At 72.1% G+C, this 25,037-nt stretch carries 23 protein-coding genes; 17 read left to right on the forward strand and 6 right to left on the reverse strand.

Features of this window, described 5'->3' with window-relative positions; all coding sequences use genetic code 11:
* Positions 1-41: 41 nt before the first annotated feature.
* On the forward strand, positions 42-353 hold the full coding sequence (locus OG990_RS03890) for a ribosomal protein L7/L12 (RefSeq protein WP_406079004.1): 312 nt from the start codon (positions 42-44) through the stop codon (positions 351-353).
* An 85-nt stretch (positions 354-438) separates the two neighbouring features.
* Here OG990_RS03890 and OG990_RS03895 read toward each other — a convergent pair whose 3' ends face one another.
* Positions 439-1,038 (reverse strand): TetR/AcrR family transcriptional regulator, encoded by a 600-nt coding sequence (locus tag OG990_RS03895; protein ID WP_406081643.1) that lies wholly within the window; start codon positions 1,036-1,038, stop codon positions 439-441.
* Between the two features lie 126 nt (positions 1,039-1,164).
* On the opposite strand from OG990_RS03895, the gene OG990_RS03900 reads away from it, so the two are divergent.
* The 5 genes from OG990_RS03900 to OG990_RS03920 all read left to right on the forward strand — a co-directional run bounded on the left by OG990_RS03900 (position 1,165) and on the right by OG990_RS03920 (position 6,499).
* Complete coding sequence (locus OG990_RS03900) at positions 1,165-2,025, forward strand: SDR family oxidoreductase (protein ID WP_406079005.1); 861 nt, start codon at positions 1,165-1,167, stop codon at positions 2,023-2,025.
* A 248-nt stretch (positions 2,026-2,273) separates the two neighbouring features.
* Complete coding sequence (gene rox / locus OG990_RS03905; RefSeq protein WP_406079006.1) at positions 2,274-3,701, forward strand: rifampin monooxygenase; 1,428 nt, start codon at positions 2,274-2,276, stop codon at positions 3,699-3,701.
* Between the two features lie 197 nt (positions 3,702-3,898).
* A complete protein-coding gene (locus tag OG990_RS03910; protein ID WP_406079007.1) occupies positions 3,899-4,498 on the forward strand; it encodes a TetR/AcrR family transcriptional regulator in 600 nt (199 codons plus the stop codon).
* Between the two features lie 89 nt (positions 4,499-4,587).
* Positions 4,588-5,298 carry an HAD family hydrolase gene (locus OG990_RS03915; RefSeq protein ID WP_328418628.1) on the forward strand — a complete coding sequence of 237 codons (711 nt, stop codon included), beginning with the start codon at positions 4,588-4,590 and terminating at the stop codon, positions 5,296-5,298.
* Between the two features lie 412 nt (positions 5,299-5,710).
* Complete coding sequence (locus OG990_RS03920; protein WP_406079008.1) at positions 5,711-6,499, forward strand: L,D-transpeptidase; 789 nt, start codon at positions 5,711-5,713, stop codon at positions 6,497-6,499.
* A 28-nt stretch (positions 6,500-6,527) separates the two neighbouring features.
* Here OG990_RS03920 and OG990_RS03925 read toward each other — a convergent pair whose 3' ends face one another.
* From OG990_RS03925 to OG990_RS03935, 3 genes are all read right to left on the reverse strand, one after another.
* Positions 6,528-6,806, reverse strand: a complete 279-nt coding sequence (locus tag OG990_RS03925) for a hypothetical protein (RefSeq protein ID WP_328418626.1) — start codon at positions 6,804-6,806, stop codon at positions 6,528-6,530.
* 47 nt (positions 6,807-6,853) lie between these two features.
* Positions 6,854-7,285 (reverse strand): hypothetical protein, encoded by a 432-nt coding sequence (locus OG990_RS03930; protein WP_328418625.1) that lies wholly within the window; start codon positions 7,283-7,285, stop codon positions 6,854-6,856.
* Positions 7,286-7,470: 185 nt separating this feature from the next.
* Complete coding sequence (locus tag OG990_RS03935) at positions 7,471-8,175, reverse strand: VOC family protein (protein WP_406079009.1); 705 nt, start codon at positions 8,173-8,175, stop codon at positions 7,471-7,473.
* A 261-nt stretch (positions 8,176-8,436) separates the two neighbouring features.
* On the opposite strand from OG990_RS03935, the gene OG990_RS03940 reads away from it, so the two are divergent.
* From OG990_RS03940 to malQ, 5 genes are all read left to right on the forward strand, one after another.
* Complete coding sequence (locus tag OG990_RS03940) at positions 8,437-9,723, forward strand: ABC transporter substrate-binding protein (RefSeq protein WP_328418623.1); 1,287 nt, start codon at positions 8,437-8,439, stop codon at positions 9,721-9,723.
* A complete protein-coding gene (locus tag OG990_RS03945) occupies positions 9,720-10,715 on the forward strand; it encodes a sugar ABC transporter permease (protein WP_328418622.1) in 996 nt (331 codons plus the stop codon). Before OG990_RS03940 ends, OG990_RS03945 begins: the two co-directional genes overlap by 4 nt.
* Before the next feature lies 1 nt (position 10,716).
* Positions 10,717-11,559, forward strand: coding sequence for a carbohydrate ABC transporter permease (locus tag OG990_RS03950; protein ID WP_355614526.1), 843 nt, complete (start codon positions 10,717-10,719; stop codon positions 11,557-11,559).
* Between the two features lie 9 nt (positions 11,560-11,568).
* Positions 11,569-12,777 carry an ABC transporter ATP-binding protein gene (locus OG990_RS03955; RefSeq protein WP_406079010.1) on the forward strand — a complete coding sequence of 403 codons (1,209 nt, stop codon included), beginning with the start codon at positions 11,569-11,571 and terminating at the stop codon, positions 12,775-12,777.
* A 112-nt stretch (positions 12,778-12,889) separates the two neighbouring features.
* Positions 12,890-14,854 carry a 4-alpha-glucanotransferase gene (gene malQ, locus OG990_RS03960; RefSeq protein WP_406079011.1) on the forward strand — a complete coding sequence of 655 codons (1,965 nt, stop codon included), beginning with the start codon at positions 12,890-12,892 and terminating at the stop codon, positions 14,852-14,854.
* 18 nt (positions 14,855-14,872) lie between these two features.
* On the opposite strand, the gene OG990_RS03965 is transcribed toward malQ, so the two are convergent.
* On the reverse strand, positions 14,873-15,982 hold the full coding sequence (locus OG990_RS03965; RefSeq protein ID WP_406079012.1) for a winged helix DNA-binding domain-containing protein: 1,110 nt from the start codon (positions 15,980-15,982) through the stop codon (positions 14,873-14,875).
* Positions 15,983-16,184: 202 nt separating this feature from the next.
* On the opposite strand from OG990_RS03965, the gene OG990_RS03970 reads away from it, so the two are divergent.
* From OG990_RS03970 to wrbA, 4 genes are all read left to right on the forward strand, one after another.
* Positions 16,185-16,577, forward strand: coding sequence for a DUF4190 domain-containing protein (locus tag OG990_RS03970; protein ID WP_328418617.1), 393 nt, complete (start codon positions 16,185-16,187; stop codon positions 16,575-16,577).
* A gap of 107 nt (positions 16,578-16,684) precedes the next feature.
* Complete coding sequence (locus OG990_RS03975; protein ID WP_355614538.1) at positions 16,685-17,443, forward strand: HipA family kinase; 759 nt, start codon at positions 16,685-16,687, stop codon at positions 17,441-17,443.
* Entirely contained in the window at positions 17,440-17,808 is a 369-nt protein-coding gene (locus tag OG990_RS03980; RefSeq protein WP_328418615.1) for a DUF3037 domain-containing protein, read from the forward strand. Before OG990_RS03975 ends, OG990_RS03980 begins: the two co-directional genes overlap by 4 nt.
* A 292-nt stretch (positions 17,809-18,100) precedes the next feature.
* Positions 18,101-18,718, forward strand: coding sequence for an NAD(P)H:quinone oxidoreductase (wrbA, locus tag OG990_RS03985; RefSeq protein ID WP_406079013.1), 618 nt, complete (start codon positions 18,101-18,103; stop codon positions 18,716-18,718).
* A gap of 84 nt (positions 18,719-18,802) precedes the next feature.
* On the opposite strand, the gene OG990_RS03990 is transcribed toward wrbA, so the two are convergent.
* On the reverse strand, positions 18,803-20,725 hold the full coding sequence (locus OG990_RS03990; protein ID WP_406079014.1) for an anthranilate synthase family protein: 1,923 nt from the start codon (positions 20,723-20,725) through the stop codon (positions 18,803-18,805).
* A gap of 263 nt (positions 20,726-20,988) precedes the next feature.
* Between OG990_RS03990 and OG990_RS03995 the strand changes: the two genes are divergently transcribed.
* Together OG990_RS03995 and OG990_RS04000 are read left to right on the forward strand one after the other, a co-directional pair.
* The gene (locus tag OG990_RS03995) at positions 20,989-22,401 is read left to right on the forward strand and encodes an FGGY family carbohydrate kinase (protein ID WP_406079015.1); all 1,413 of its coding nucleotides are present in this window, start codon (positions 20,989-20,991) and stop codon (positions 22,399-22,401) included.
* Positions 22,402-22,500: 99 nt separating this feature from the next.
* On the forward strand, positions 22,501-25,032 hold the full coding sequence (locus tag OG990_RS04000) for a nitrate- and nitrite sensing domain-containing protein (protein WP_406079016.1): 2,532 nt from the start codon (positions 22,501-22,503) through the stop codon (positions 25,030-25,032).
* Positions 25,033-25,037 lie beyond the last annotated feature (5 nt).

The raw sequence follows: 25,037 nt of genomic DNA on the forward strand, positions 1-25,037 counted from the left end.
GGCGGTGGTATCGGGGTTCTCGCCAGTGTTCAATGGCGGGTATGGAGTGGATCGTGCCAATCGCCGTCGTGTTGGTGCTCGTGCTCGTGCCTCTGCTCGCCGCGAGTGGCCGCCGTTCCAACGTGGATCAGCAGGCTCGCAGGCTGGCCGTGGTCGAGCGCAAGTTGGATCTGATCATGGCCCACCTCGGCATCCGCGAGCCTGAGCCCGAGGCCCCTGGAGCGGTCCTGCAGGAGTTGCTCGCCGGCCGCAAGATCCAGGCCATCAAGATCTACCGCGAGGCGACCGGTGTCGGTCTGCGGGAGGCAAAGGACGCCGTCGAACTGCTCGCCCGGCAGCGCGGCCTGGGATGACGTACGTCGGACGCCTCGGACCGTGGCCTGCCCGCGAGGTCGAGTGCACTCTGCGAGACCCCGCCACGTCGGCTCAATCGTCGGACTAGCGTGGGCGCAAGCCGTTGAGTGCTGTGGTGACGACGCGGTCGGCGTACTCGGCGGTGAGCGGCCCACTGCGTTGCAGCCAGCGGTTGAGCAGGGGACCCCAGATCATCTCCACGGCCACGTCGAGGTCGAGGTCCTCGGCGAGTTGCCCGGCCTGTTGGGCACTGCGTAGCCGTTGCCGCTTGGCTTCCTTCAACGGCCCGTCCAGGCGTTCGACGTAGACGGCGGCCAGCTCGGGGTCGTGCGCGATCTCGGTGGCCAACGCGCGCATCGGCTGGTCGTACTGCGGATCGTTCAACTCCGTGACCGTGGCGCGTAGCACCGCTGTCAGGTCGGCTTCCAGGTCGCCGGTGTCGGGCAGTACCGGAGGCTCGCCCTCGCTGGCGCTGAGGAGAAGGAAGGCATCGAAGATGACCGTGCCCTTGGATGGCCACCAGCGGTAGATGGTCTGCTTGCCGACGCCGGCGCGCGCGGCGATGCCCTCGATGCTGAGTTTGGCGTATCCGACCTCCCGGAGCAGGTCGAACGCCGCCGTCAGGATGGCCTGCCGCGAGGCCTCTTTCCGGCGGGCCGCGTTCGGCGTGGCTCGGTGCTGCATGGTCATGCGCCGAAGGTTACCAGAAACACGAGACGGACCGTCTCGTCTTGACTGGCGAAGCGGCACGGCCTACCGTCATCGCAGAAGCGAGACGGACCGTCTCGTCTCAAGGGATGGAGATCGACTGTGCGCACCTCATCCGGCACTGCACCGCGTACCTGGTTCATCACCGGCGCCAGCCGCGGCCTGGGCCGCGCGTTCACCGTCGCGGCGCTCGAACGCGGTGATCGAGTGGTCGCCGCCGCCCGGACCATCGCCCGCGACGACTTCGACGAGCGCCACGGTGACAGGCTGCTCGTCCTGAGGCTCGACGTGACCGACCGGGCGGCGGTCTTCGCCGCCGTGGCCACCGCGGTCGAGCAATTCGGGCGGCTCGACATCGTCGTCAACAACGCCGGCACCATGTCCATGGGCATGGTCGAAGAGTTCACTGAGGCGGAGGCGCGGGCCCAGTTCGAGGTGAACGTGTTCGGCGCGCTCTGGGTCAGCCAGGCCGTTCTGCCGCACCTGCGCGCCCAACGTGCCGGGCACATCGTGCAGATCTCCAGCATCGCCGCGCTCGGCGGCTTCCCGAGCACCGGGATGTACAGCGCGAGCAAGTTCGCGCTGGAAGGTCTGAGTGAGGCGCTGGCGATGGAGGCGGCGGCCTTCGGCATCAAGGTCAGCATCGTGCAGCCCGGGGGCTACTGGACCGACCTGTACACCAGCATGACCTCGACCACCCCGATGGAGGCCTATGGTCCACTGCGCGCCGAACTGGAGCGGCAGTGGGCCGAGGGCTCGATCGACAGTGAACCCCGACTGGCCGCCGACGCGCTGCTGAAACTGGTCGACAGCGACGACCCGCCGCTGCGGCTCCTGCTCGGCAGCATGGTGTACGACCTGGCGTTCGACATCTCACGCCGACGAATGGACACCTGGGCGAGCTGGGAGAAGGTCAGCCGAACCGCCGAGCACGCAGTCCCGGCTCCCGGTGACACACACTGACTAGCCGCCGGCCGGAGGCCCCACCGTCCGGAGTGGACAACAAGAAAGGCAGGGAGCCCAGCTCCTTGCCTACCTCAACATATAGCGCACCGGGGGCCTTGCGGCAAGACCCGGGTCCTGCCGCAGAATCTCCCCCCGAACGCAAAACCTGTGGAAATCAGCGATTCGCGAACTACGTGCGCTTTGTCAACGTGGCTCTCGCGTACGCCGAGCCGCCGGTGGGACTCGCGGGGCAGAGGGGGATTCCAATGTTTGACGTGATCGTCGTCGGTGGTGGGCCGACCGGCATGATGTTGGCCAGTGAGTTGCGGCTGCACGGCGTGCACGCGCTCGTGCTGGAGCGGGAGACGGAGCCGGCCAGGTACGTTCGGGCGCTCGGTCTGCACGCGCGCAGTGTCGAGGTGATGGACCAGCGCGGTCTGCTGGAGCGGTTCCTCGCGCTCGGCCAGCAGTACCCGGTCGGTGGCTTCTTCGCCGGCATCCCCAAGCCGTCGCCGGCCCGGCTGGACACCGCACATCCGTACGTCCTCGGGATCCCGCAGACCAGCACCGACCGTCTGCTGGCCGAGCACGCCGTCGAGGTCGGCGTCGAGTTCCGCCGCGGCTGCGAACTGGTCGGGCTGAGCCAGGACGACCACGCGGTGACCGCCGAGTTGGCCGACGGCACGCGGCTGCACTCGCGTTACCTCGTCGGCTGCGACGGCGGCCGCAGCACGGTGCGCAAGCTGCTCGGCGTCGGCTTCCCCGGCGAGCCCAGCCGGGTCGAGACGCTGCTGGGCGAGATGGAGGTGGCCGCGCCGGCGGAGACGGTGGCCACCGTGGTCGCCGAGGTTCGCAAGACCCAACTCCGGTTCGGTGTCGGGCCCGTGGGGGACGGGGCGTACCGCGTCGTCGTGCCCGCAGAGGGGGTGGCCGAGGACCGCGCGGTCCCGCCGACCATCGAGGAGTTCAGGCGACAACTGCGGGTGTACGCGGGCACCGACTTCGGCGTGCACTCACCGCGCTGGCTGTCCCGCTTCGGTGACGCCACCCGGTTGGCCGAGCGCTACCGGGTCGGCCGGGTGCTGCTGGCCGGCGACGCGGCGCACATCCACCCACCGATGGGCGGGCAGGGTCTCAACCTCGGCGTCCAGGACGCGTTCAACCTCGGCTGGAAACTGGCCGCCGAGATCAACGGCTGGGCACCGGAGGGGCTGCTGGACAGCTACCACACCGAGCGGCACCCGGTGGCCGCCGACGTGCTGGACAACACCCGCGCGCAGAGCGAGCTGATATCCACCGAGCCGGGCCCCCAGGCGGTCCGTCGGCTGGTGTCGGCACTGATGAACTTCGAGGACGTGAACCGGTACCTCACCGAGAAAATCACCGCCATCGCAGTCCGCTACGACTTCGGCGAGGGCCATGAACTGCTCGGCCGGCGGATGCGCGACATCGGGCTGAAGCGGGGGCGCCTCTACGAGCTGATGCACGGCGGCCGCGGACTGCTGCTCGACCAGACCGGCCGGCTCTCGGTGACGGGCTGGGCCGACCGGGTCGACCACGTCGTCGACGTCAGCGAGGAACTGGACCTGCCCGCCGTGCTGCTGCGGCCGGACGGCCACGTGGCGTGGGTCGGTGACGATCAGCAGGACCTGCTCAGCCACCTACCCAGGTGGTTCGGCGCCGCCGTCAGCTGAGCGCGCACGTGTGACTGTCCATGATCGTGCTCGATCCACGATGTAGTGGCATCCCCGGTGTTGCGAGGCCACTGGATCCAGGATCGAGCACGATCATCGGGTCAGGCGTCCTGACCTGCGCGTTGAACGGGCACCGCACAGTCACCAATCCGTCACCGCGCCGCTACGTCTGGTGTCCTCGACTTACGCTCGTGGGCGTGTCCGCACCTACCGAAGGCGCCACCGAAGAGGACCGACGTGACTTCATCGTCACGGTCGCTCGGGAGTTGGCCGAGGCCGAGGGCTGGACGGGGGTGAGTACCCGGCGGCTGGCCGAGCGGGCCGAGGTCGACGTCGGCGATCTCTACCGGCACTTCGCCGATCAGGAGGCGTTGCTCGCCGCTGTCGCGGTGTGCGCCTTCGCCGACCTGGCCGCCGACCTGGCCGAGGCTCACGCGGAGGCCACCGAAGGTCATGCCGAGGCCACCGAAGGTACGAAACGGGCCTGGCCGGCGGTGGTGAGTGCGTACCTCGACTTCGCGTACGCGAATCCGGAGGTCTACGACGCGATGCTCGCGCTGACCCCCGACCTTGCCCTCGGCGTGGATGGCGTGCCGGCCGCGCCCCGGGCCGTCTTCGCCGAGCTGCGGGCGGCCCTGGCCCCACTGGCCGAGGGGCGTGACCCGGACACCCTGGCCGAGGTGGGCTGGAGTCTGCTGCACGGCGTGGTGATGCTCACCAGGGGCGGTCGGCTGCGCCCCGAGGCGCAGGAGGAACGGGAGGCGATGATCGCGGACCGGTTGCTGCGGTGGCCCTGACCGGCGGGCCGGAAAGTCGCTGGGTTCGCCGCGCGATACGTCCTAGAGTCCCGGATCGGCGGAGGAGCTGATCACAAGGAGGTGGCGGCATGACGGTGGACGCGATGGCCCGGCGGCAGGCGCAGGTGTTGGTCTTCGACGCGGACGACACCCTCTGGGAGAACAACGTCGTCTTCGAGCGGGTGATCGACGATTTCCTGGCTTGGCTCGACCATCCCACTCTGGACCGGGCCGAGACCCGGGCGATCCTCGACGACATCGAGCGGGCCAACGCGGTGGCGCACGGCTACGGCAGCAAGGTCTTCCTGCGCAGCCTCGCGGAGTGCCTGGAGCGGCTGCGCGAGCGGCCGGCCACCGACGCCGAGCGTCAGGAGATCGACCGGCTGGCGGTGGCCCTGGTCGAGCACCGGGTCGAGTTGATGCCCGGGGTGGCCGACGCGCTCGACGAGCTGGCCGGTCGGCACGAGCTGTTGCTGCTGACCAAGGGCGACCAGGTGGAACAGCAGCGCAAGCTGGACGCCTGCGGGCTGCTGCACCATTTCCGGGCCGCGCACATCGTCGCCGAGAAGAAGGTCGACACGTATCGGTGGCTGATCCGGGAGCACGGCTTCGACCCGGCCGGCGCGTGGATGATCGGCAATTCCCCGAAGTCGGACATCCTGCCGGCCCGAGCGGCCGGACTGAACGCGGTGTTCATTCCGAACGAGAACACCTGGGTGCTGGAGGACGACGAACTGGACCCGACCGACGCGGGCGTTCTGCGGCTGGCCGAGTTCCGCGATCTGCTGCGGCACTTCTGACCGTCCAGAAGCCGAACAGCGCCAGCGATCATGGTCGCGTTACGCCGACATGCCGCTTTTCCACCTTGAGATCAGTCACGCCGCTGGCGGTTCGCCGCGCCTTGTCCGGCCCGTCGTGGCGCGCCTAACCTGGGTCGGCGCTCACGGCCTCTCGGGGTGTGCCGGGGGCGCACCGGCGTCCGGCGGGTGGGCACCGTGGAGCTGAGTGCGGAGCGGCCGGCTCGCTCCGTCGAGCCGCGAGGCGTCGTGCCACGCACGCGCGTGCGACGGGGCGCCGGAGCTGTCCGCTTCCCTGCCGGTCCGCCGGAGGTCAGGGCCGGGTAGTTGCGGACCCGGCCCTGACCACGCCCCCAAACGACCACCCCCGGCGAGCGGGACAGACGCGAGCCGGGCCGACTGTCAGGATGACGGAATGAAGCGCAGATCCCTCCTGCTCGGTGCCGCCGCAGGCCTCGCGGTGCCGGCCGTGATCGCCCCTGCGGCGCCCGCGCTCGGCGCGAGCCGGCCGCCGGCGCCGGCCTGGGGCACGGCGCCGGTTCCCCGATCCACCCGCCCGACGCTGCCGCGCCACAACCTGGCCGCCCGGCTGACCACCCTGCCGCCGCAGACGAAGCAGGTGCTCATCGTCAGCTCCGCCAGCTACACCACCAACTACGCCACCCTTGAGGCGTACGTGAAGATCAGGGGTCGCTGGCAGCCCGCCTCGGCGTCGTTGCCCGCACGGATCGGCTCACAGGGCTTCAGCGACAACCACGTGGAAGGTGTGCCGACCACGCCCACCGGTGTCTACTCGATCGGCCCGACCATGTACGGCATCGCGGCGAACCCGGGCATGCGGTACCCGTACCACCGGCTGGTCAGCGGCGACTGGTGGAACGAGAACCCGTCGTCGTCGCGGTACAACACCTTCCAACACAGCTCGACCAACCCGGGCGGGGCCAGCGAGGCGCTGTGGACGGAGGTGCCCGCGTACACGCACTTCGCGGTCATCACCTACAACATGGCGCCGAACGTGCCGACGCCGATCCCGAACGCGGGCAGCGGCATCTTCCTGCACCAGTTCAGCACCAGCGCCGGCAACGCCACCGCCGGTTGCGTGTCCCTCTCCCACGACAACCTGGTCGACGTGCTGAACTGGCTGGACCCGACGGCCTCGCCGCGCATCGTGCTCAGCCCGTACGCCCAGCTCGGCCGATACTGACCTGCGCCGCGGAGGCGGGGTGTCCGGTTCAGGAGACCTTGCCGCCGCGGACGATGGCCACCGCCACCCGGCAGAACTCGTCCATGTCCGGGTTGAAGCCGGCCGCGATGTCGGGATGCAGCCCGGACCGCGTCTCGTCCAACAGTCGCTGGCAGACCTGCTCGACCGGCTCGCCGGCGTAGCCGCCGCGGACCCGTTCGATCGCTGCCTGGAGCGCCGAGGTCAGCTGGTCCTCCAGCGGGCCGCGCAGCTTCTGCTGCACGGGGTCGAGCCCGCGCGGGTCGAGCGTGACATGTGGCTCCGACATCGGTGCTCCCTTCGTCGGCGTCCGCGGTACCCCACCGCAGCCGTCGGTCAAACCCCGGTCGGTACGGCGGCGACCCGCACCTGATACGAGAAGTCCTCCGCCGGCTCCTCCTGGTACGACAACCGGCGGATCTGCCGGTCGTCGTCGTAGAGGGCGACGTCCACCAGGACGCCGAGGTGGGCCAGGCCGATGCTGGACACCCGCTTCTTGTCCTGCAGCACCGCGCAGACGCCGCCCAGCAGGGTGCTGGCGTCGGCCGTGCGGTGCCCGGGCGGGCAGCGTAGGACCAGGTCGACCTCGACCGGCCCGGGCAACGGCGTCCAGCCGGTGCGCTGGGCCGCTGCCAGGGCGGCCTGGAGCAGGGTGCGGACCCTCGTCGCCTGCCGGTGCCCGGCGGCGAAGATGGACAACGCTTCGGTCTTGACCGGTGGCAGGCCGCTCACCTCGAATGTCAGGGCGAGAGCGCGGGTGTCCTGCACGACGGCACCTCCTCGTTGGGACGATCCTGCCGAACCGCGGGAGCGGCGGTGGGACGTTCCCGCGATTACCAACCGATCGGGCAGGCTGGGGTCGGCCAGAGGCGTGTCGACGTCGGCGGCGAACGCGTTGGCTGCGGCGCTAGGAAGACGCTAGTCGACGGTGCGCGCGCTGGGTAGTCGTTCGCTCACCCGATGGGACGCGGCGCGAAGGCGCAGAACTCGTTGCCCTCCGGGTCGGCCAGCACCCACCACCAGTGGGCCTCGTCAATTGGCTCCCGCAGCAGCGTCGCGCCCGCCTCGATCAGCGCCATGGGTTCCGGGTCGACCAGGTCGACGTCCCAGTGCAGCCGGTTCTTGACGGTCTTGGGCTCGGGCACCCCGTTGAACACCCAGTGGTCCCAGGGGAACCCGGCCGCGCCGACCACCGACGCGTTACCCAACCCGTACTCGACTGTGCCGCCGACCACGCCGCTCCACCAGGCAGCCTGGGCGGCCGGGTCGGCCGCGTCCACGACCAGCTCGAAGAGGCCCGGTCGGGCGCCTTCCCGGGCCGGGAAGGCGCAGAACGGGTTGCCCTCCGGGTCGGCCAGCACCCACCAGCCGACCTCCCCGTCCGGTTCGCGAAGCAGCCGGGCGCCGGCGGCGAGCAGCGCCGCCGGCTCCGCGCCGGCCAACCGCAGATCCAGGTGTACGCGGGTTTTGCCGGTACGCGGCCCCGGCACGCGGTTCACCCAGATCGACTCGGCGTTCGAGCGCGCGGAGCGCGGGTCCAGGCGAGTGTCGCCGTCGCCGAGGTCCACGACCTCGGCGTCGAGCATCCGCCCCCAGAAGGCACCCAGGGTGTGCGGGTCGGCGGCGTCCAGACAGAGATCCTTGAAACGGGCTAGCACCGTCCCAGGATGCCCGGCCCGGCGGCGAGCCTGCTCGTCGCCGGGCCGGCGCTGTGGTGATCTCCCGCACACCGCGCCTCGCCACCCCCGGTCCAGCGGCGTCGGGTTTCGCGCAGGTTTCGTGACTTCCCAGCTCGGGCAGTGTGAAGGCCACGAAACGTCCGGGGTTGCCGCGCCGCTGGCCCAGCGCCCTGACCGTCTCGCCGTGCGCCGGGGCACGGTGCCTTCTCCCGGCTGCTGGCCGACAAGAGGGGAGGGGTGATGAACGACCCTGACGAGGCCCGACGTCGACGGCGACCACGGGTCCGCGTGGTGGCGGCTGCCGCCGCGTTGACGCTGGTGGCGCCCTTGGCCGCCTGTGGTTCCGGTGACGCTGGTGGCCCACCGACGCTCAACCTGTACTACCCGCCGGAACAGAACCTGCAGAAGGTCGTCGACGACTGCAACGCGCAGGCCCAGGGGCGGTACAAGATCGCCTACCGGGTGCTGCCCCGACAGGCCGACGAGCAACGCGTGCAGATGGTGCGTCGGCTGGCCGCCGAGGACACCGGCATGGACCTGCTCGGTCTGGATGTCACCTGGACCCAGGAGTTCGCCAGCGCCGACTGGATCCGCGAGTGGACCGGCCAGGACAAGGCCGAGGTCGAGCAGGGCACCCTCGCCGGGCCGCTGGACACCGCCCGCTACGAGGACAAGCTGTACGCCGCGCCGAAGAACACCAACGTCCAGCTGCTCTGGTACCGCAAGGACCTGGTGCCGCAGCCGCCGACCACCTGGGACCAGATGATCACGGCCGCGCAGCAGCTCAAGGACCAGGACAAGCCCTACCAGGTGCTCACCATGGGTGCCCAGTACGAGGGCCTGGTCGTCCTCTACAACACCCTGGCCGAGAGCGCCGGTGGAAACATCCTCAACGACGACGGTACGCAGGCCGTGATGGACGCCGGCACGGTCCGGGCGCTGGAGCAGTTGCAGCGTTTCGCCACGTCGGGCGTGACCTCGCCGTCGTTCAGCAACGCCACCGAGGACCCGGTCCGGCTGGAGTTTGAGTCCGGCGCGGGCGCGTTCCAGGTGAACTGGCCGTTCGTCTACCCGGCACTGCAGGAGGCGAACCCGGAGCTGGCCAAGCAGGTCGGCTGGGCTCGGATGCCGGGCATCGACGAGAACACCCCGAGCAAGGTCACCATCGGCGGGGTGAACATGGCGGTCAGCTCCTACTCCAAGCACCCGGAGCTGTCCTTCGAGGCGGCCCGCTGCATCCGCAACGCCGAGCACCAGAAGTTCTCCGCGATCAACGACGGCGTGCCGCCCACGATCGAGGCGGTCTACGACGAGCCGGAGATGGTCGAGGCGTACCCGATGAAGGACACCATCCTGGAGGAGCTGAAGGAGCCGGCGACCCGCCCGCTGACCCCGGCTTACCAGAGCATCTCCACCGTGATGTCGGCGATCCTGTCGCCGCCGTCGGCGATCCGTCCGCAGAAGACCGCGGACGAGCTGCGCGGCGCCATCGCCGACGCTCTCCAGTCCAAGGGGGTCCTCCCGTGAGCCTGCCCGCCACGCCGACCGGGGCGGACGTGACCGCCGAGGAGACCACCCGCGCCACCGACCGGCACGCCACCGTCCCCACCCAGCGCACCGGCCGTCGCAAGGCGCCGCTGAGCGAGAACAAGAAGGCCGAACGCAAGCTCGGCTGGCTGCTCTGCGCGCCCGCCGCGCTGGTGATGGTCGCGGTGACCGCGTACCCGATCATCTATTCGGTCTGGCTGTCGCTCCAGCGCTTCGACCTGCGCTTTCCCGACCAGCGCGAGTTCATCGGGCTGGAGAACTACGTCACGGTGCTCACCAACGAGTTCTGGTGGACCGCGTTCGGGGTGACCATGCTGATCACGGTGGTCACCGTGGCCGTCGAGCTGGTGCTCGGCATGGGGTTGGCGCTGATCATGCACCGCACGCTGGTCGGGCGGGGCATCGTGCGGACCGCGGCGCTGATCCCGTACGGGATCGTCACCGTGGTCGCCGCGTTCTCCTGGCGGTACGCCTGGACGCCGGGCACCGGCTACCTCGCCGACCTGTTCAGCGACGGCGCGCCGCTCACCGAGCGGGCCAGCTCGCTGGCGATCATCATGCTCGCGGAGATCTGGAAGACCACCCCGTTCATGGCGCTGCTGCTGATGGCCGGGCTGGCGCTGGTCCCGGAGGACCTGCTCAAGGCCGCGTCCACCGACGGCGCGACCGCCTGGCAGCGGTTCACCAAGGTGATGCTGCCGGTGATGAAGCCCGCGATCCTGGTCGCGCTGCTGTTCCGCACCCTGGACGCGTTCCGGGTCTTCGACAACATCTTCGTGCTGACCGCCGGCGGCAACGAGACCTCGTCGGTGTCGATGCTCGCCTACAACAACCTGATCCGGGGCCTGAACCTCGGCATCGGCTCGACGATGTCGGTGCTGATCTTCATCACCGTGGCGATCATCGCCTTCGTCTTCGTGAAGCTGTTCGGCACCGCTGCCCCAGGCAGCGACGACGGGGAGAGGCGCTGACATGGCCACCGGTACCGAAACCACCACCCGCGCCCGGTTGCGCTGGGGCCTGTTGGACGTCCTCGTGGTCGTCTTCGCGCTGGTCCCGGTGCTGTGGATCGCGTCGCTGTCGTTCAAGACGCCGGCCACCCTCACCGACGGGAACTTCATCCCCCGGGAGTGGACGCTGGACAACTACCGGACGATCTTCGACACCGACCAGTTCGTCCGCGCGCTGGTCAACTCGATCGGCATCGCGCTGATCGCCACGCTGATCGCGGTGGTGCTCGGCGCGATGGCGGCGTACGCGATCAGCCGGCTGGACTTCCCCGGCAAGCGGGTGCTGGTCGGCGTCTCCCTGTTGATCGCGATGTTCCCGCAGGTGTCGCTGGTGTCGCCGCTGTTCGAGATCGAGCGGCAGCTCGGCCTCTTCGACACCTGGCCCGGGCTGATCCTGCCGTACATCACCTTCGCGCTGCCGCTGGCGATCTACACGCTGTCGGCGTTCTTCAAGCAGATCCCGTGGGACCTGGAGAAGGCGGCGAAGATGGACGGCGCGACCCAGGGTCAGGCGTTCCGGCGGGTCATCGCCCCGCTGGCCGCACCCGGGCTGTTCACCACGGCGATCCTGGTCTTCATCTTCTGCTGGAACGACTTCCTGTTCGCCATCACGCTGACCTCCACCGAGCGGGCTCGTACGGTGCCGGTCGCCCTGTCGTTCTTCACCGGCGAGTCGCAGTTCGAGGACCCGACCGGGGCGATCTGCGCCGCCGCCGTGGTGATCACCATTCCGATCATTCTGTTCGTCCTCTTCTTCCAGCGCCGCATCGTGTCCGGCCTGACCTCCGGCGCAGTCAAGGGATAGGTGGTAGTCGTGGCTGACATCGTGCTCGACAAGGTGAGCAAGAAGTTCCCGGACGGGACCGTCGCCGTGCAGGACGTCGACCTGGAGATCGCCGACGGCGAGTTCGTCATCCTGGTCGGCCCTTCGGGCTGCGGCAAGTCCACCACCCTCAACATGATCGCCGGGCTGGAGGACATCAGCTCCGGCGAGCTGCGCATCGGCGGTCAGCGGGTCAACGACAAGGCCCCCCGGGACCGGGACATCGCCATGGTGTTCCAGTCGTACGCGCTGTACCCGAACATGACCGTGCGGGAGAACATGGCCTTCCCGCTGCGGCTGGCGAAGCTGGACAAGGAGACCATCAACCAGAAGGTCGACGAGGCGGCCAAGGTGTTGGAGCTGACCCCGCTGCTGGACCGCAGGCCGGCCAACCTCTCCGGTGGGCAGCGCCAGCGGGTGGCGATGGGCCGGGCGATCGTCCGGCAGCCGAAGGCGTTCCTGATGGACGAGCCGCTGTCCAACCTGGACGCCAAGCTGCGGGTGCAGATGCGCACGGTGGTGTCCCGGTTGCAGAAGCAGCTCGGCACCACCACCGTCTACGTCACGCACGACCAGACCGAGGCGATGACCCTCGGTGACCGGGTTGTGATCATGCGCGGCGGTGCGGTGCAGCAGGTCGGCCCGCCGCAGGAGCTCTACGACCACCCGCGCAACCTCTTCGTGGCCGGCTTCATCGGCTCGCCGTCGATGAACTTCCTGCACGCCGTCGTGCAGGACGGCGGGTTGCATACCGCGTTGGGCGACGTGCCGCTCGGCGATCGGGTCCGCCGGGAACTGGAGGCGGCCGACGCGCCGCGGGAGCTGATCCTCGGTGTCCGCCCCGAGCACTTCGAGGACGCCGAGTTGGTCGACGAGGACACCCGCCGCCGGGGCCTGGAGTTCGAGGCTCCGGTGGAGATCGTCGAGTCGATGGGCTCGGACAAGTACGTCTACTTCACCGTGGAGGGAGAGAAGGCCAGCGCCGCCGAGCTGGAGGAGTTGGCCGCGGACGCGGGCTCGGCCGACTTCAGTGGCGCCGGCAGCAACCTGGTCACCCGGCTGTCGGCCGAGTCCCCGGTGGCGGAGGGGCAGTCGCGCCGGGTCTGGTTCAACCTGGAGAAGATCCACCTGTTCGACCCGGCCAACGGGCGCAACCTCACCCTGCACGAGGGCCGGGCGGCCGGCGCGCTCGCCGACTGACAGCGTCCACCGTGGTGGGGCCGGCGGTCCGCCCGCCGGCCCCGTCGGGTCCTGCGCCGCACGCCCGGCCGTGACAAGGTGGTCGCAGGTCGCGTCGTGAAGCGGGGGACGGATGAACCGACGACTGGTCGCGCTGGCCAACGCGCACGGCGTGTCCACCTGGTACGAGGACTGGCGGCACCGGCGCGTCGAGGTCGCGCCGGAGACCGTCGTCGGCGTGCTCGGCCTCCTCGGCGTGGATGCCACCAGCCCGGCGGCCATCGCCGACGCGCTCACCGCCACCCGCGCGGTCGACCGGGCCGCCCTGCCGGAGACGGTGGTGCTCACCCACGGCGCCACTCGGGTGCTTCCCGGCCCGGGCGTGGTGACCCTGGAGGACGGTGGCCACCGCGCGGTCGACGGCGAACTGCCGGCGGATCTGCCGCTGGGCTGGCACCGGCTGGCCTGCGCCGGCCGGGAGGCGACGCTGGTGGTGGTGCCCCGCCGGCTGCCCGTGCCGCCGCGCACCTGGGGCTGGATGCTTCAGCTCTACGCGCTCACCTCGGAACGCTCCTGGGGCATGGGCGACCTCGGTGACCTGGCCGAGTTCACCGGTTGGGCCGGTGCCACCGGCGCGGGGCTGGTGTTGCTCAACCCACTGCACGCGGTCGGGCCGGCGCATCCGGTCGCCGCTTCACCGTATTCGCCGGCCAGTCGGCGCTTCGTCAGCCCGCTCTACCTGCGGGTCAGCGAGACCGCCGCGTACCGGGCAGCCGACCCGGCGACCCGGGCGGTGGTCGACGCGCTGCGCCCCGACCGGCGCGACCTGATCGACTACGACGAGGTGTGGACCGCCAAGCGGCACGCCCTGGAGCTGCTGCATCCGTACGCCCAGCCGGTGGACCTGGGCGCGGACCCGGCGCTGACCACCTTCGCCACCTGGTGCGCGTTGGCCGAGCGGCACGGGAACGACTGGCGGGCCTGGCCGGCGGAGCTGCACCACCCGGACGCCCCGGCGGTCGCCGAGCAGCGCCGCCAGCTCGCCGACCGGGTGGCCTTCCACGCCTGGCTGCAACACCTCTGCGACGAGCAGCTCGACGCTGTCACGGCGGCGGCCCGGGCGGCCGGGATGCCGGTCGGCGTGGTGCACGACCTGGCCGTCGGCATCGACCCGGGTGGCGCGGACGGCTGGCAGCTCGCCGACGTGCTGGCCCAGGGCGTGCGGGTCGGCGCCCCGCCGGACGACTTCAACCAGCTCGGCCAGGACTGGGGGCTCGTCGCGTGGCGCCCGGACCGGCTCGCCGCCACCGGTTACGCGGCCTACCGGGACATGCTGCGGCGGACCCTGCGGCACGCCGGTGGCCTGCGGGTCGATCATGTCGCCGGGCTGTGGCGGCTGTGGTGGGTGCCGCCGGGTGCCGGGGCCGCCGAGGGCACCTACGTCCGCTACGACGCCGAGGCGATGCTCGGCATCCTCGCGCTGGAGGCCCACCGGGCCGGGGCGGTGGTGGTCGGCGAAGACCTTGGCACCGTCCAGCCGGCGGTGACCCGGGGGCTGCGCGGGCGAAACATGCTCGGCTCGACCGTGCTGTGGTTCGCCCAGGACGACGACGGCGACTTCGTTCCGCCGACCCGCTGGCCGCGCAACGCGCTGGCCACGATCTCCACCCACGACCTGCCGACCGCTCCCGGCTTCCTGACCGGCGAGCACGTCCGGGTACGCGACGAGTTGAAGCTGCTCGGCGCCGACGTGGCGGTGGAGCGGGCCCGGGCCGACGCGGACCGGGAGCGGCTGCTGACGATGCTGCGTGCCGAGGCGCTGCTGCCCGACACGGCCGCGCCGGATGACGGCGAGGTGGTGGTGGCGATGCACGCCGCGCTCGCGGCCAGCCCGACCCGGCTGCTCGGCGTCTCCCTCTACGACGTGCTGGGCGAGGTGCGTCAGCCGAACATGCCGGGCACGGTGGACGAGTATCCGAACTGGCGGCTGCCGTTGCCGGCGACCGTGGCGGAGATCTGTGCGGACCCCCAGGTGGCCCGGGTCGTCGACGTGCTCACCGCGGCCCGCCCGCGACCTGCCAGCCCGGACGAGGACTGACGCCCGACGCCGCGCTGGTCAGGCCGGCCACTCGAACCGGGGCGGCAGCCCGAGGAAGTCGGCGTACCGGCCCAGGGCCTGCTCGACCCGGGCACGTCCGGCGGTGTCCAGTGGCGTCAGCGGCTGGATTGTCACGGTGACCGCGGCCCGGGCGACGCGACGTTTCCACAGGCCCACCACCCGGCCGGCGCGGACCACGGTGGACTGGAAGATGCCGTTGTTGCCCGGCACGACGGCGGCCTGGTGCGCGGGGTCGAGCATCAACGAGCGGTCCCGGAAGCCGAGCAGGTACTCGTCGAAGCCGGGCAGCACCAGCACGTCGTCGACCGGGGGGCGCGGTGCGTCGGCCAGCGCCGCGTCGACGTGCATCTCCACACCGTCGACCCGCACCACGGTCAGCACGTCGCCGGCGGCGGCCAGCCCACGCCGCGCGTCGGTCAGGGTGAGGCCGGTCCAGCCGGCGAACTCGCGGGCGGTGACCGGACCGTGCCCGCGCACGTAGCGGTGGGCGAGCACGGCCAGCGCCTCGTCCCGGTCCAACTGCCGTGGCCCGGGCGCCCACTCGTCGAGCAGCGCGAAGGTCTGTTCGGTGCCGACGTTCGGCGCAAGGCAGGTCACTCCGCGCACGCTGGCGTACCAGAGCAGGTGGTAGCCGCGCTGGCTGTCGGTGGCCAGGCCGGCCGCGCGGAGGGTGGCCAGGCACTCCGCCCGGGTGAGTCGACCGCCGCCGGCCAGCGCGGCGCCGAGCACATCCACCGCCCGGTCCGCGTCGGCGTCGGTGAGCCCGAGCTGCGCCCGCCGGGTCGACGCGCCGGCCAGCGACCGGACGCCGGTCAGCTCCAGCATCCAGCGCGCGTCGGCGGGCGGGACGAGGTGCACGGTGCCCCGCATCGGCCAGGTGCGCAGCGCCTCCCGCTTCTCCAACGCCGCCTGCACGTCGGTCACGGTCTGCCCGGGCAGCCGCGCGCCCAGCGACCACAGCCCACTGGCCAGGTCCTGTGCCTGCATCGCGCCGAACCACTCGACCACCTCGGCGACGCTGCCGGGTCGGACGCCCGGGTGCGGCCGCAGCAGCAGGCTGCTCATCCGCAGCGCCAGCGCGTCGGCTGCGCTGAGGTCGACAGGCATGGGTCGTGCCCCTTCCGGTTGCCGGGCTGCCAGCCTAGGGCCACCTACCGACGACTCCGCCTGACGCGGCGTCCCGCGCATCCGCCGCCCCCGCGCCCGTGGCCTGTCGCTCGCCGGTTCGCGCCCAGGGGGCGTAACGGCCGGCGCAGCGGGAAAGCGGCGCGTCGGAAGTACGCGCGCCGCGCGTGCGGAAGGGAGTCTGATGACTGCCGCAAACGAGCCGGCCCGGGGTACGGGCGCGCCGGCCGGGTCCCGGACCCATCGGGCGGACGCCCGCGCGAAGACCAGCGCGGCCGCCACCTTCGCCCTGGTCTTCGGCGTGGCCGGCCTGATCAGCGTGCTGACCGCCATTCTCGCCTGGATCGGGTTGGTGCTCGGCATCATCGGGGTCATCCTCGGCATCGTCGGGCTGAAGATGTCCCGCCGCCCGGGCGTGACCGGGCGGGGCGTGGCGATCGGTGGCCTGGTGCTGAGCATCCTGGCGGTGCTCATCGGACTGGGCCTCGCCGCGGGCATCTCCACCTTCATCAACAACGAGGGTGCGGTGGACCGCCTCCAACAGCAGGTCGACGACCTCCGCGACAAGCTCGACTGACGCTCACCGACGCGCACGATCGACGCGCCGGGCCGGGGCGCGCTCGCCGGCCGCGTCGCGCGACGGCTCCGGCGGGCGCGGCCGGAGATCACAGTAGGGTGGGCGACGTGCTCCGCCAGGTCACCGCGATCCGCTACGTCACCCCGCTACGCGAGGGTGGCTCGCTGCCGGGCGTGGTGGAGGCCGACGACCTCGGCACGTACGTGGCGAAGTTCCGCGGCGCCGGGCAGGGGCCCAAGGCGCTGATCGCCGAGGTGATCTGCGGTGAGCTGGCCCGCCGCCTGGAGCTGCGGGTACCACCGCTGGTGGTGCTCGACATCGACCCGGTGATCGGTCGGGCTGAGCCCGACCAGGAGGTGCAGGAGCTGCTGCGCAACAGCGGCGGCGCCAACCTGGGGATGGACTTCCTGCCCGGGGCGCTGGGCTTCGACCCGGTCGCGCATCCTGTCGACCCGATGCTGGCCTCGCGGGTGCTCTGGTTCGACGCGTACGTGGAGAACGTCGACCGGAGCTGGCGCAACCCGAACCTGCTGGTCTGGCACCGGGAGCTGTGGCTCATCGACCACGGCGCCTGCCTGTACTTCCACCACAACTGGCCGCGCGCCGGTGCCGCCGTGCACCGGGCGTACCGCGCCGAGGACCACGTGCTCGCGCCGTACGCCGACCGGCTCGCCGAAGCCGACGCCGAGCTGGCCCCCCGGGTCACCCCGGAGCTGCTCCGTGAGGTGCTGGCGCTGGTGCCGGAGGAGTGGCTGACCGCCGCCGACTTCGACTCGGCCGATGCGGCACGGGAGGCGTACCTGGCGCACCTGTCCGCCCGGGTCGCGCGCACCGCCGACTGGCTGCCGCAGGGGAGCGCGGCATGAGGCAACCCTTCGAGTACGCCGTCATCCGGCTGGTGCCCCGCATCGAGCGCGGCGAGCAGATCAACGTCGGCGTGCTGCTCTACTGCCAGCAGCGCGACTTCCTGGCCGCGCGGACGCACCTGGACGCCGACCGGGTCCGCGCCCTGGCGCCCGACGTGGACCTGCCGGCGGTGGCCGCGGTGCTCGACTCCTGGGACCGGACCTGCGCCGGTGACGGACCGGCGACCCGGATGCGGCTCGGCGAGCGGTTCCACTGGCTGGCCGCGCCACGCAGCACGATGATCCAGACCGGGCCGGTGCACACCGGGCTCACCGCCGACCCGGCGGCGGAGCTGGAGCGGCTGATGGCGGCGCTGGTCCGCTGAGCGGAGGCGGTGACCGGCGGACGGGCCCCTGATCGCGCTACGCCCGCCCCGTTGCCGGCGGAGCGCGATCCCCCGTTCAGGTGCCCGGCGCGGGGGCGGCGGAGTACTCCCGTCGGTGCCGGTGACATCAGGATCGCTCTCCGTGAACACCCGAGGGTCGGAACGCCCCGGAACTTGCGGAAAACTTGAGGATGCGGCCGCCGATCGGCGGGGCAGCGCGCGCGGGTTGCCGTTTGACGGTGCGGGCAACGGGTAGTCGCCGGAGCTGACTCTGACGAGAAGGGGAACATCTATGGCTGCCCAGACCAAGGTAGCGGTGATCTACTACAGCGCCACCGGCATCACGTACCAGATGGCGCAGGCCGTGTGCGAGGCCGCCGGGGATGCCGGCGCCGAGGTGCGCCTGCGCAAGGTGCGCGAGCTGGCGCCGGACGAGGCGATCCGCTCCAACTCCGGGTGGCAGGCACACCACCTGGAGACCCAGGACGTGCCCGAGGCGATGATCGACGACCTGTCCTGGGCCGACGTGGTGATCTTCGGCGCGCCGACCCGGTACGGCATGGTCGCCGCCCAGCTGAAGCAGTTCATCGACACCACCGGCCCGCTGTGGGCCCAGGGCGCGCTGGCCAACAAGGTCTACTCCGCGTTCACCTCGACGGCGACCTCCCACGGCGGTCAGGAGACCACCCTGACCTCGCTCTTCACGGTCTTCTACCACTGGGGTGGAGTCGTGGTGACCCCCGGCTACACCGACACCAGCCAGTTCATTGCCGGCAACCCGTACGGCGCCTCGCACACCAGCAACAACGGGGAGATCGCCCCGGACGCCGTGGCGCTGGGCGCCGCCGCGCTCACCGCCCGACGGGCGGTGCAGATCGGCGCCGCGCTGAAGAAGGGCCTGGCCGGCTGAGCCGACCGGTGACCGGTGGCCGGGCGAGGGCTCTCGGTCCCGTCCGACCACCGGTCGATCCAGCCGTACCCTCGGGCGCGGTGACTATGCTCGCCCGCCTGCCGCCGACAGCTCGTCCGGGCGCGGGGCCGGCAGCAGGTCGCCCAGCAGTTCGGTCAGCACGGCGAGCCCGTCCGGGCTGAGCACCGACTCGGGGTGGAACTGCACCCCGGCGAAGGCGCGCCCGCGCAGCGCGTGCACGGCGCCGTCGCGCACGTCCCGGGCCAGCTCCACCGGCCCGTACGCGGTATCCAGCCGGTCCACCTCGGCGCGGGCGGTGAACGTGGAGTAGAAGCCCACCCGACGGGGGTGGCCGAACAGCGGCACCTCCCGTTGCAACCCCTGGTAGGGGGCCTCGCGCCGGTGCAGGGGCAGCCCCAGCAGCCCGGCCAGCACCTGATGGCCGAGACAGACCGCGAGGGTCGGGCGACCGCTCGCCAGCAGCCCGGTCAGCAGCCCGCGCAGCGCCGCCATCTTCGGCTCGTCCTCGCTGCCCGGGTCGCCCGGTCCGGGCCCGGCCACCACCAGGTCATAGGCGTCGACCGGGCCGCTGGCGTGCCACGGCCGCAGCGTGACCGCGAGACCCAACGCGCCCAGCTGGTGGGCCAGCATGCCGGTGAAGGTGTCCTCGGCGTCCACGATCAGCGCCCGGCGGCCAATCAACCCGGGCAGCCCTGGCGCGTCCGGCGCTCGCTGGTCCAGCCAGAACCGCGCCAGCGGCGCGTTGCGCGCGGCCAGCGCCTCGCGTACCGCCGGGTCGTCGGCCAGCCGCGCGACCGGCCGGCCGTCGCCGGCGGGTGCCGCCGGGCCGAGGCCGAGCGCGGCCAGCACCCCGGCCGCCTTGGCGTGCGTCTCGGCCACCTCGCCGGCCGCCGTCGAGTGCCGGACGAGGGTGGCGCCCACCGGCACCCGCAGCCGGCCGCTGGGGGAGATCTCGGCGGTACGGATCAGGATCGGCGCGTCCAGCGTCTGCCGGCCAGCCTCGTCGTGACCGAGCAGGGCCAGCACGCCCGCGTAGTAGCCCCGGCCGACGCGCTCGTGCCGGGCGATCACCCGGCATGCGTTCTCCATCGGGCTGCCGGTCACGGTGGGGGCGAACATCGTCTCCCGCAGCACCTCCCGCACGTCGCGGGTGCCCCGACCGGCGAGCAGGTACTCAGTGTGTGCCAGGTGCGACATCTCCTTGAGGTACGGGCCGATCACCTGACCGCCGTGCTCCGCGACGGTGGCCATCATCTTCAGCTCCTCGTCGAGCACCATGTACAGCTCCTCGACCTCCTTGGTGTCGGCGAGGAAGCGCAGCAGCGCCGCCCGGTCCGGCGTGCCGCCGACGGGCCGGAAGGTGCCGCTGATCGGGTTCATCATCACCAGCCCGTCGTCGACGCTGACGTGCCGCTCCGGGCTGGCGCCGACCAGCGTCCGAGTCCCGGTGTGCACCACGAACGTCCAGTACGCCCCACGTTCGGCGACCAGCAGCCGGCGCAGCGCGGCCAGCGCGGCCACCAGCGGCGGGCCCTGCACGGTGGCATGCAGGGTGCGGTGGATGACGAAGTTGGCACCCTCGCCGCGACCGATCTCCTCGGACAGCACCCGCTGCACGGTCTGCGCGTACTCCTCGTCGGTGACGTCGAACGCGGCGTCGACGGCGCGCACCGGCTCGTCGGGCAGCGCGGCCAGCGCGTCGGCCAGGGCGATCCGTCGGTGCTCGCGGACCTGGAGGCACTCCAGCGGGTATCCGTCGTCGCGGCAGGCGAAACCGCGCTCGGTGATCTGCCGGTACGGCACCAGGGCCAGCGTCCGCGCCCCGGGCGCGCCCGGCTGCAGCGGGATGTCCGCCAGCCGGTCGACGGTGTCGACCGGGCCGGTGAACAGCTCCAGCTCGTCGGCGCCCTCGCGGCGCAGCAGCGCGAAGGGGCCTGGGTCGACGCCGCGCGCGACGGCGGCGAGCAGGTCGGTCAGGTGGGTCATCGGATTCTCCGTGGGGCCGGGCGCCGCCAGTGGGGCGGCCATCCGGGCCGGGAGATCCGGCGGCCGCCTCGATGGCGGCCGCGTGGATGGAGCTACGCGCGGGGGGTGGCCGCCGGGTCGGCGGGCCACCAGCAGGTCGGATGCGCGAGCATGCGATCCACCCTACGCGCCCGCAGCCGGGCCCGGAACCCGATGGCGCGTCCCGGTGGCGCCCGGCCCGACCGACGTTCCGGCACGGTCGGCAGCGGGTAACTTGACCGGCGATGAACATTCTCGCGCTCGATCTGGGCACCTCCTCGGTACGCGGGCTGGTGCTGGACGGGGACACCCAACCGATGCCCGGCGCCCTGGCCCGGCGGAAGGTCAACCTCGCCATCGGCGACAACGGCACCGGCACGCTCTCCGGTCCCGACTATCTCGCCTCCCTGATCGAGTGCCTCGACGAGCTGGCCGCCGCGGGGCACCTGCACGACGTCGATCTGGTCGCGGTCTCGGCGCAGTGGCACTCGGTGCTCCCGCTGGACCGCGACGGCACCCCGCTGGGTCCGGTGCTCACCTGGCTGGACACCCGGCCGACGCCGCGCGACGGTGCGCCCGGCCCAGCCGACCCGGACGACTTCCACCAGCGCACCGGCTGCTGGTGGCACCGCAACTACTGGACCGTGCGGCTGCCCTGGCTGCGCGAGCAGTCCGGCAGCCCGATCGCCCGGTTCGTCGGCCTGCCCGAGTACGTGCTGGGAGAGCTGCTCGTAGGGGCACCCATGTCGGTGTCCCAGGCCTCCGGGACCGGCCTGCTGGACCTGGGCAGCCTGCGCTGGGACGACGAGGCGCTGACGCTGGCCGGGGCGCGACCGCAGGAGCTGCCGCCCCTGGGCGAGCTGGAATGGCATGGCCGGCTACGGGCCGACCGCGCCCGCCGCTGGCCGCAGCTGGCCGAGGCCCGGTGGTCGCCGCCGGTGGGCGACGGCGGGGCCTCGAACGTCGGCTCGGGCTGCGTGGACCCGAGCCGGGCCGCGGTGACCGTCGGCACCTCCGCAGCCGTACGGCTGATGCAGCGGATCCCGGCCGGCGAGCCGTTGCCCCGGCTGCCCGAACGGCTCTGGCGCTACCGGGTCGACCACGACCACGTGGTGACCGGCGCGGCGTACTCCAGTGGCGGCAACCTGTTCGCCTGGGCCGACCGGGAGTTGCGGTTGCCCCAGGGCGCTGAACTGGACGCGGCGCTGGCGCTGGTGCCGGCGGGCGGTGGCCGGCCGGCTGACCCCCGCTTCGGCGGCGACCGGGCGCCCGGGCTGGCCCCGGCGGGTACGGGCGAGCTGCGTGGGCTCAGCTTCGGCACCACGGCGGTGGACATCCTGGCCGGGCTGATGCAGGGCCTGTGCGAGCTGGTCGCCCACGACCTCGCGGTGCTGGAGTCCACGATCGACCGACCGGTCGAGGTGGTGCTGGGCGGTGGCGCGGTGGCCGCGTCGGTGTGGTGGCGGCAGTCGTTCGCGACGGCGCTCGCGCCGCGACCGGTGTCGCACCAACGCAATCCGGAGATCGGTGCCACCGGCGCCGCGTTGGTGGCGCTGGGCCGTTACGGTGACGCGGTGGAGCTCGCCGACATCGGCCGGACGGACGAGCTGGTCTTACCGACCACGACACCACCTCCGCACCCGCAGTATCCTTCCTGAACCGCCGCCACGTTCGGACCGTTGACAGCGCTCCCGAGCCTGGTTGGATGGACTGCGCTCCCCGGACCGCGGTGGACGCGGCAGGACGGAGGAGGCAGGGTGGCGGCAGGTTCCGACCCGGGGAACGGCGCGGTGTCGAACCATCGCCGGCGTCGCTTCGATGTCCGGGTTGTTCCCCACCGGCGCCGCTCGCCGTTCCGGCTGCGCGACTGGCGGATGAGCACCAAGCTGGCCACCGTTCTGGTGGTGCCGTCGGTGGCGTTCCTGGTGCTCGCCGGCGTGCAGACCAGCGCGCTGGTGGGGCGGACCACGGCGTTGAACGACTTCGCCCGTCAGGTGGGCATCGGCCGGCAGATCACCGCGGTGGTGCACCAGCTCCAGCAGGAGCGGGACCGCTCCGCGGGGGAGCTGGGGGAGCTGCGCCGCGGTGGCGACCGGGAGACCTCGGCTGCGGCCCTGAAGCCTCTGCAGTCGGCCACCGACCGGGCCATTGTGGACCTCCGGCGGGCGGCCGAGCCGCTGGCCGACGCCGACGCCTCCTGGCGGGTCGCCTTCTCCGAGGTGCTGGAGGCGTACGACCAGGTGGTGGACATCCGGCCGGCGATCCCGCCGGCGGTGCTCAGCAACGACACCATCCTGAGCAACTACCACCGGGCCGTCGACGTGCTGCTCGACCTGCTCGCGGAGCCGACGCCGGGTCAGGAGCGGCCGGCGTTGAGCGACGCGGTGCTGCGCTACGTCCAGCTGGCCCGGGTCAAGGAGCTCTCCTCGCGGGTTCGGGCCCAGCTCTACGCCGCCGCGCGCGCCGGCCGGTACGGCACCGAGGACCGGGTGCTGCTCACCGACCTGCGCGCCCAGCAACTGACCGCGCTCGGCGCGTTCCGGGTGGCCGCCACCAGCGACCAGATCCGCCGGTACGACGAGAGCTCGGTGGATCCGCTGTTCCTGGTCGCCACCCGGTTGGAGGAGCGCAGCCTGCCGGCCGGTGACGCACCGCCCGAGGTGCTGCCCTCCGAGCAGTGGTGGGCGGCCAGCCAGCAACGCCAGGAGCTGCTGCGGCAGGTCGAGGCGGGGGTGCTGGACGACGCCGTGCGACAGGCCGACGACGCCAGCACCGGCCAGCTGCGCGCCACCCTGCTGGTGGTCGGCGGGATCGTCGCGGTGCTGCTGGTCGCCCTGCTGATCTCGCTGCTCGTCGGCCGGTCGGTCGCCCGGTCGATGCGGCTGCTGCGCAGCCAGGCGCTGCGGATCGCGCAGATCGAGCTGCCGGACGCGCTGGACCGGCTGCGGACCGTCACCGGCGGGGTGCCCGGCATCGAGGTCCCGCCGGCGGTGGTCCGCTCGCTCGACGAGATCGGCGAGCTGGCCGAGGCGTTCGTCGCGGTGCACCGCAGCGCGGTCACCGTCGCCGTCGAGCAGGCGCTGATGCGCCGCAACGTCAACGCGATGTTCGTCAACCTGGCCCGGCGCAGTCAGGTGCTGGTGGAGCGCCAACTGGAGCTGCTGGACGATCTGGAACGCGAGGAGAGCGACCCGGACCAGCTGGAGAACCTGTTCAAGCTCGACCACCTGGCCGCCCGGATGCGCCGCAACGACGAGAGCCTGCTGGTGCTGGCCGGCACTGAGTCCACCCGCCGGTGGAACCGGCCGGTGGGCCTCGGCGCGGTGCTGCTGGCCGCCGCCGCCGAGATCGAGCAGTACCAGCGTGTCCGCCTCGAGTCGGTGGGCAACGTGCACGTGGTCGGGCACGCCGTCGGTGAGCTCGTGCACATGCTGGCCGAGTTGCTGGAGAACGCCACCGCCTTCTCCCGGCCGGACACGGTCGTGGTGGTGACCGCCCGGGTCGAGGCCGCGTCCGCGCTGATCGAGATCGCCGACCGTGGCCTGGGCATGAGCCCGACCGGGTTGGCTGAGGCGAACGTGGTGCTGGCCAGCCCGCCGGCTGCGGACGTCGCGGCGGTCGAGCGGATGGGTCTGTTCGTGGTCAGCCATCTGGCCGCCCGGCTCGGTGTGCGGGTGCGGTTGGACGGCGGCGAGGATGGTCTCGTCGCCCGGCTCGTGCTGCCTGCCGCGTTGCTGGCCCCGGCGGGGGCGGTGGAGTTGGATCCGCCGGCGCCAGCCCGGATGTTGGCCACGAGCGCGGCTCGGGGCATTGGTGCGCAGCGGGTGCCCGGGGCCACCCGGGCGGCGGGCGTGCCAGGGCCGGCCGTGGCGCCACTGGACCTGCCCGTGGCAGGCCGCCCGCCGGGGATCGCCGTGCCCCGCCAGGGGTCGGTCCGGGCCGGAGACGTGCTCGCCCCGGCGCGGTCGGGTAACGGCGGCGGCTGGTGGTCCCCGGAGGGTCCGGTCGGGCCGGCGGGGCCGGGGCCGGTCGTGCCGCCGGCCATCCCGGTGACCGCCGGCACGAACGAGCGGGGCCTGCCGATGCGGGTACCGATGGCACAGCTCTCCGCGGTCACCCGCCCGGCCCGGCCGGAATCGGCGCCGGCGCGCGACGATCTGGACCCGGAGGCGGTCGGTGGCATGCTTTCCCGGCTCTACAGCGGGGTACGGCGTGCTGAGGCCGAGGACACCACCGAGATACCCGTGCCACCCTTCGGGGGGCACGACGAAGGGGGACGACGACAGTGACGACG

Source organism: Micromonospora sp. NBC_00858 (genome assembly GCF_045207365.1).
Taxonomy (GTDB): domain Bacteria; phylum Actinomycetota; class Actinomycetes; order Mycobacteriales; family Micromonosporaceae; genus Micromonospora.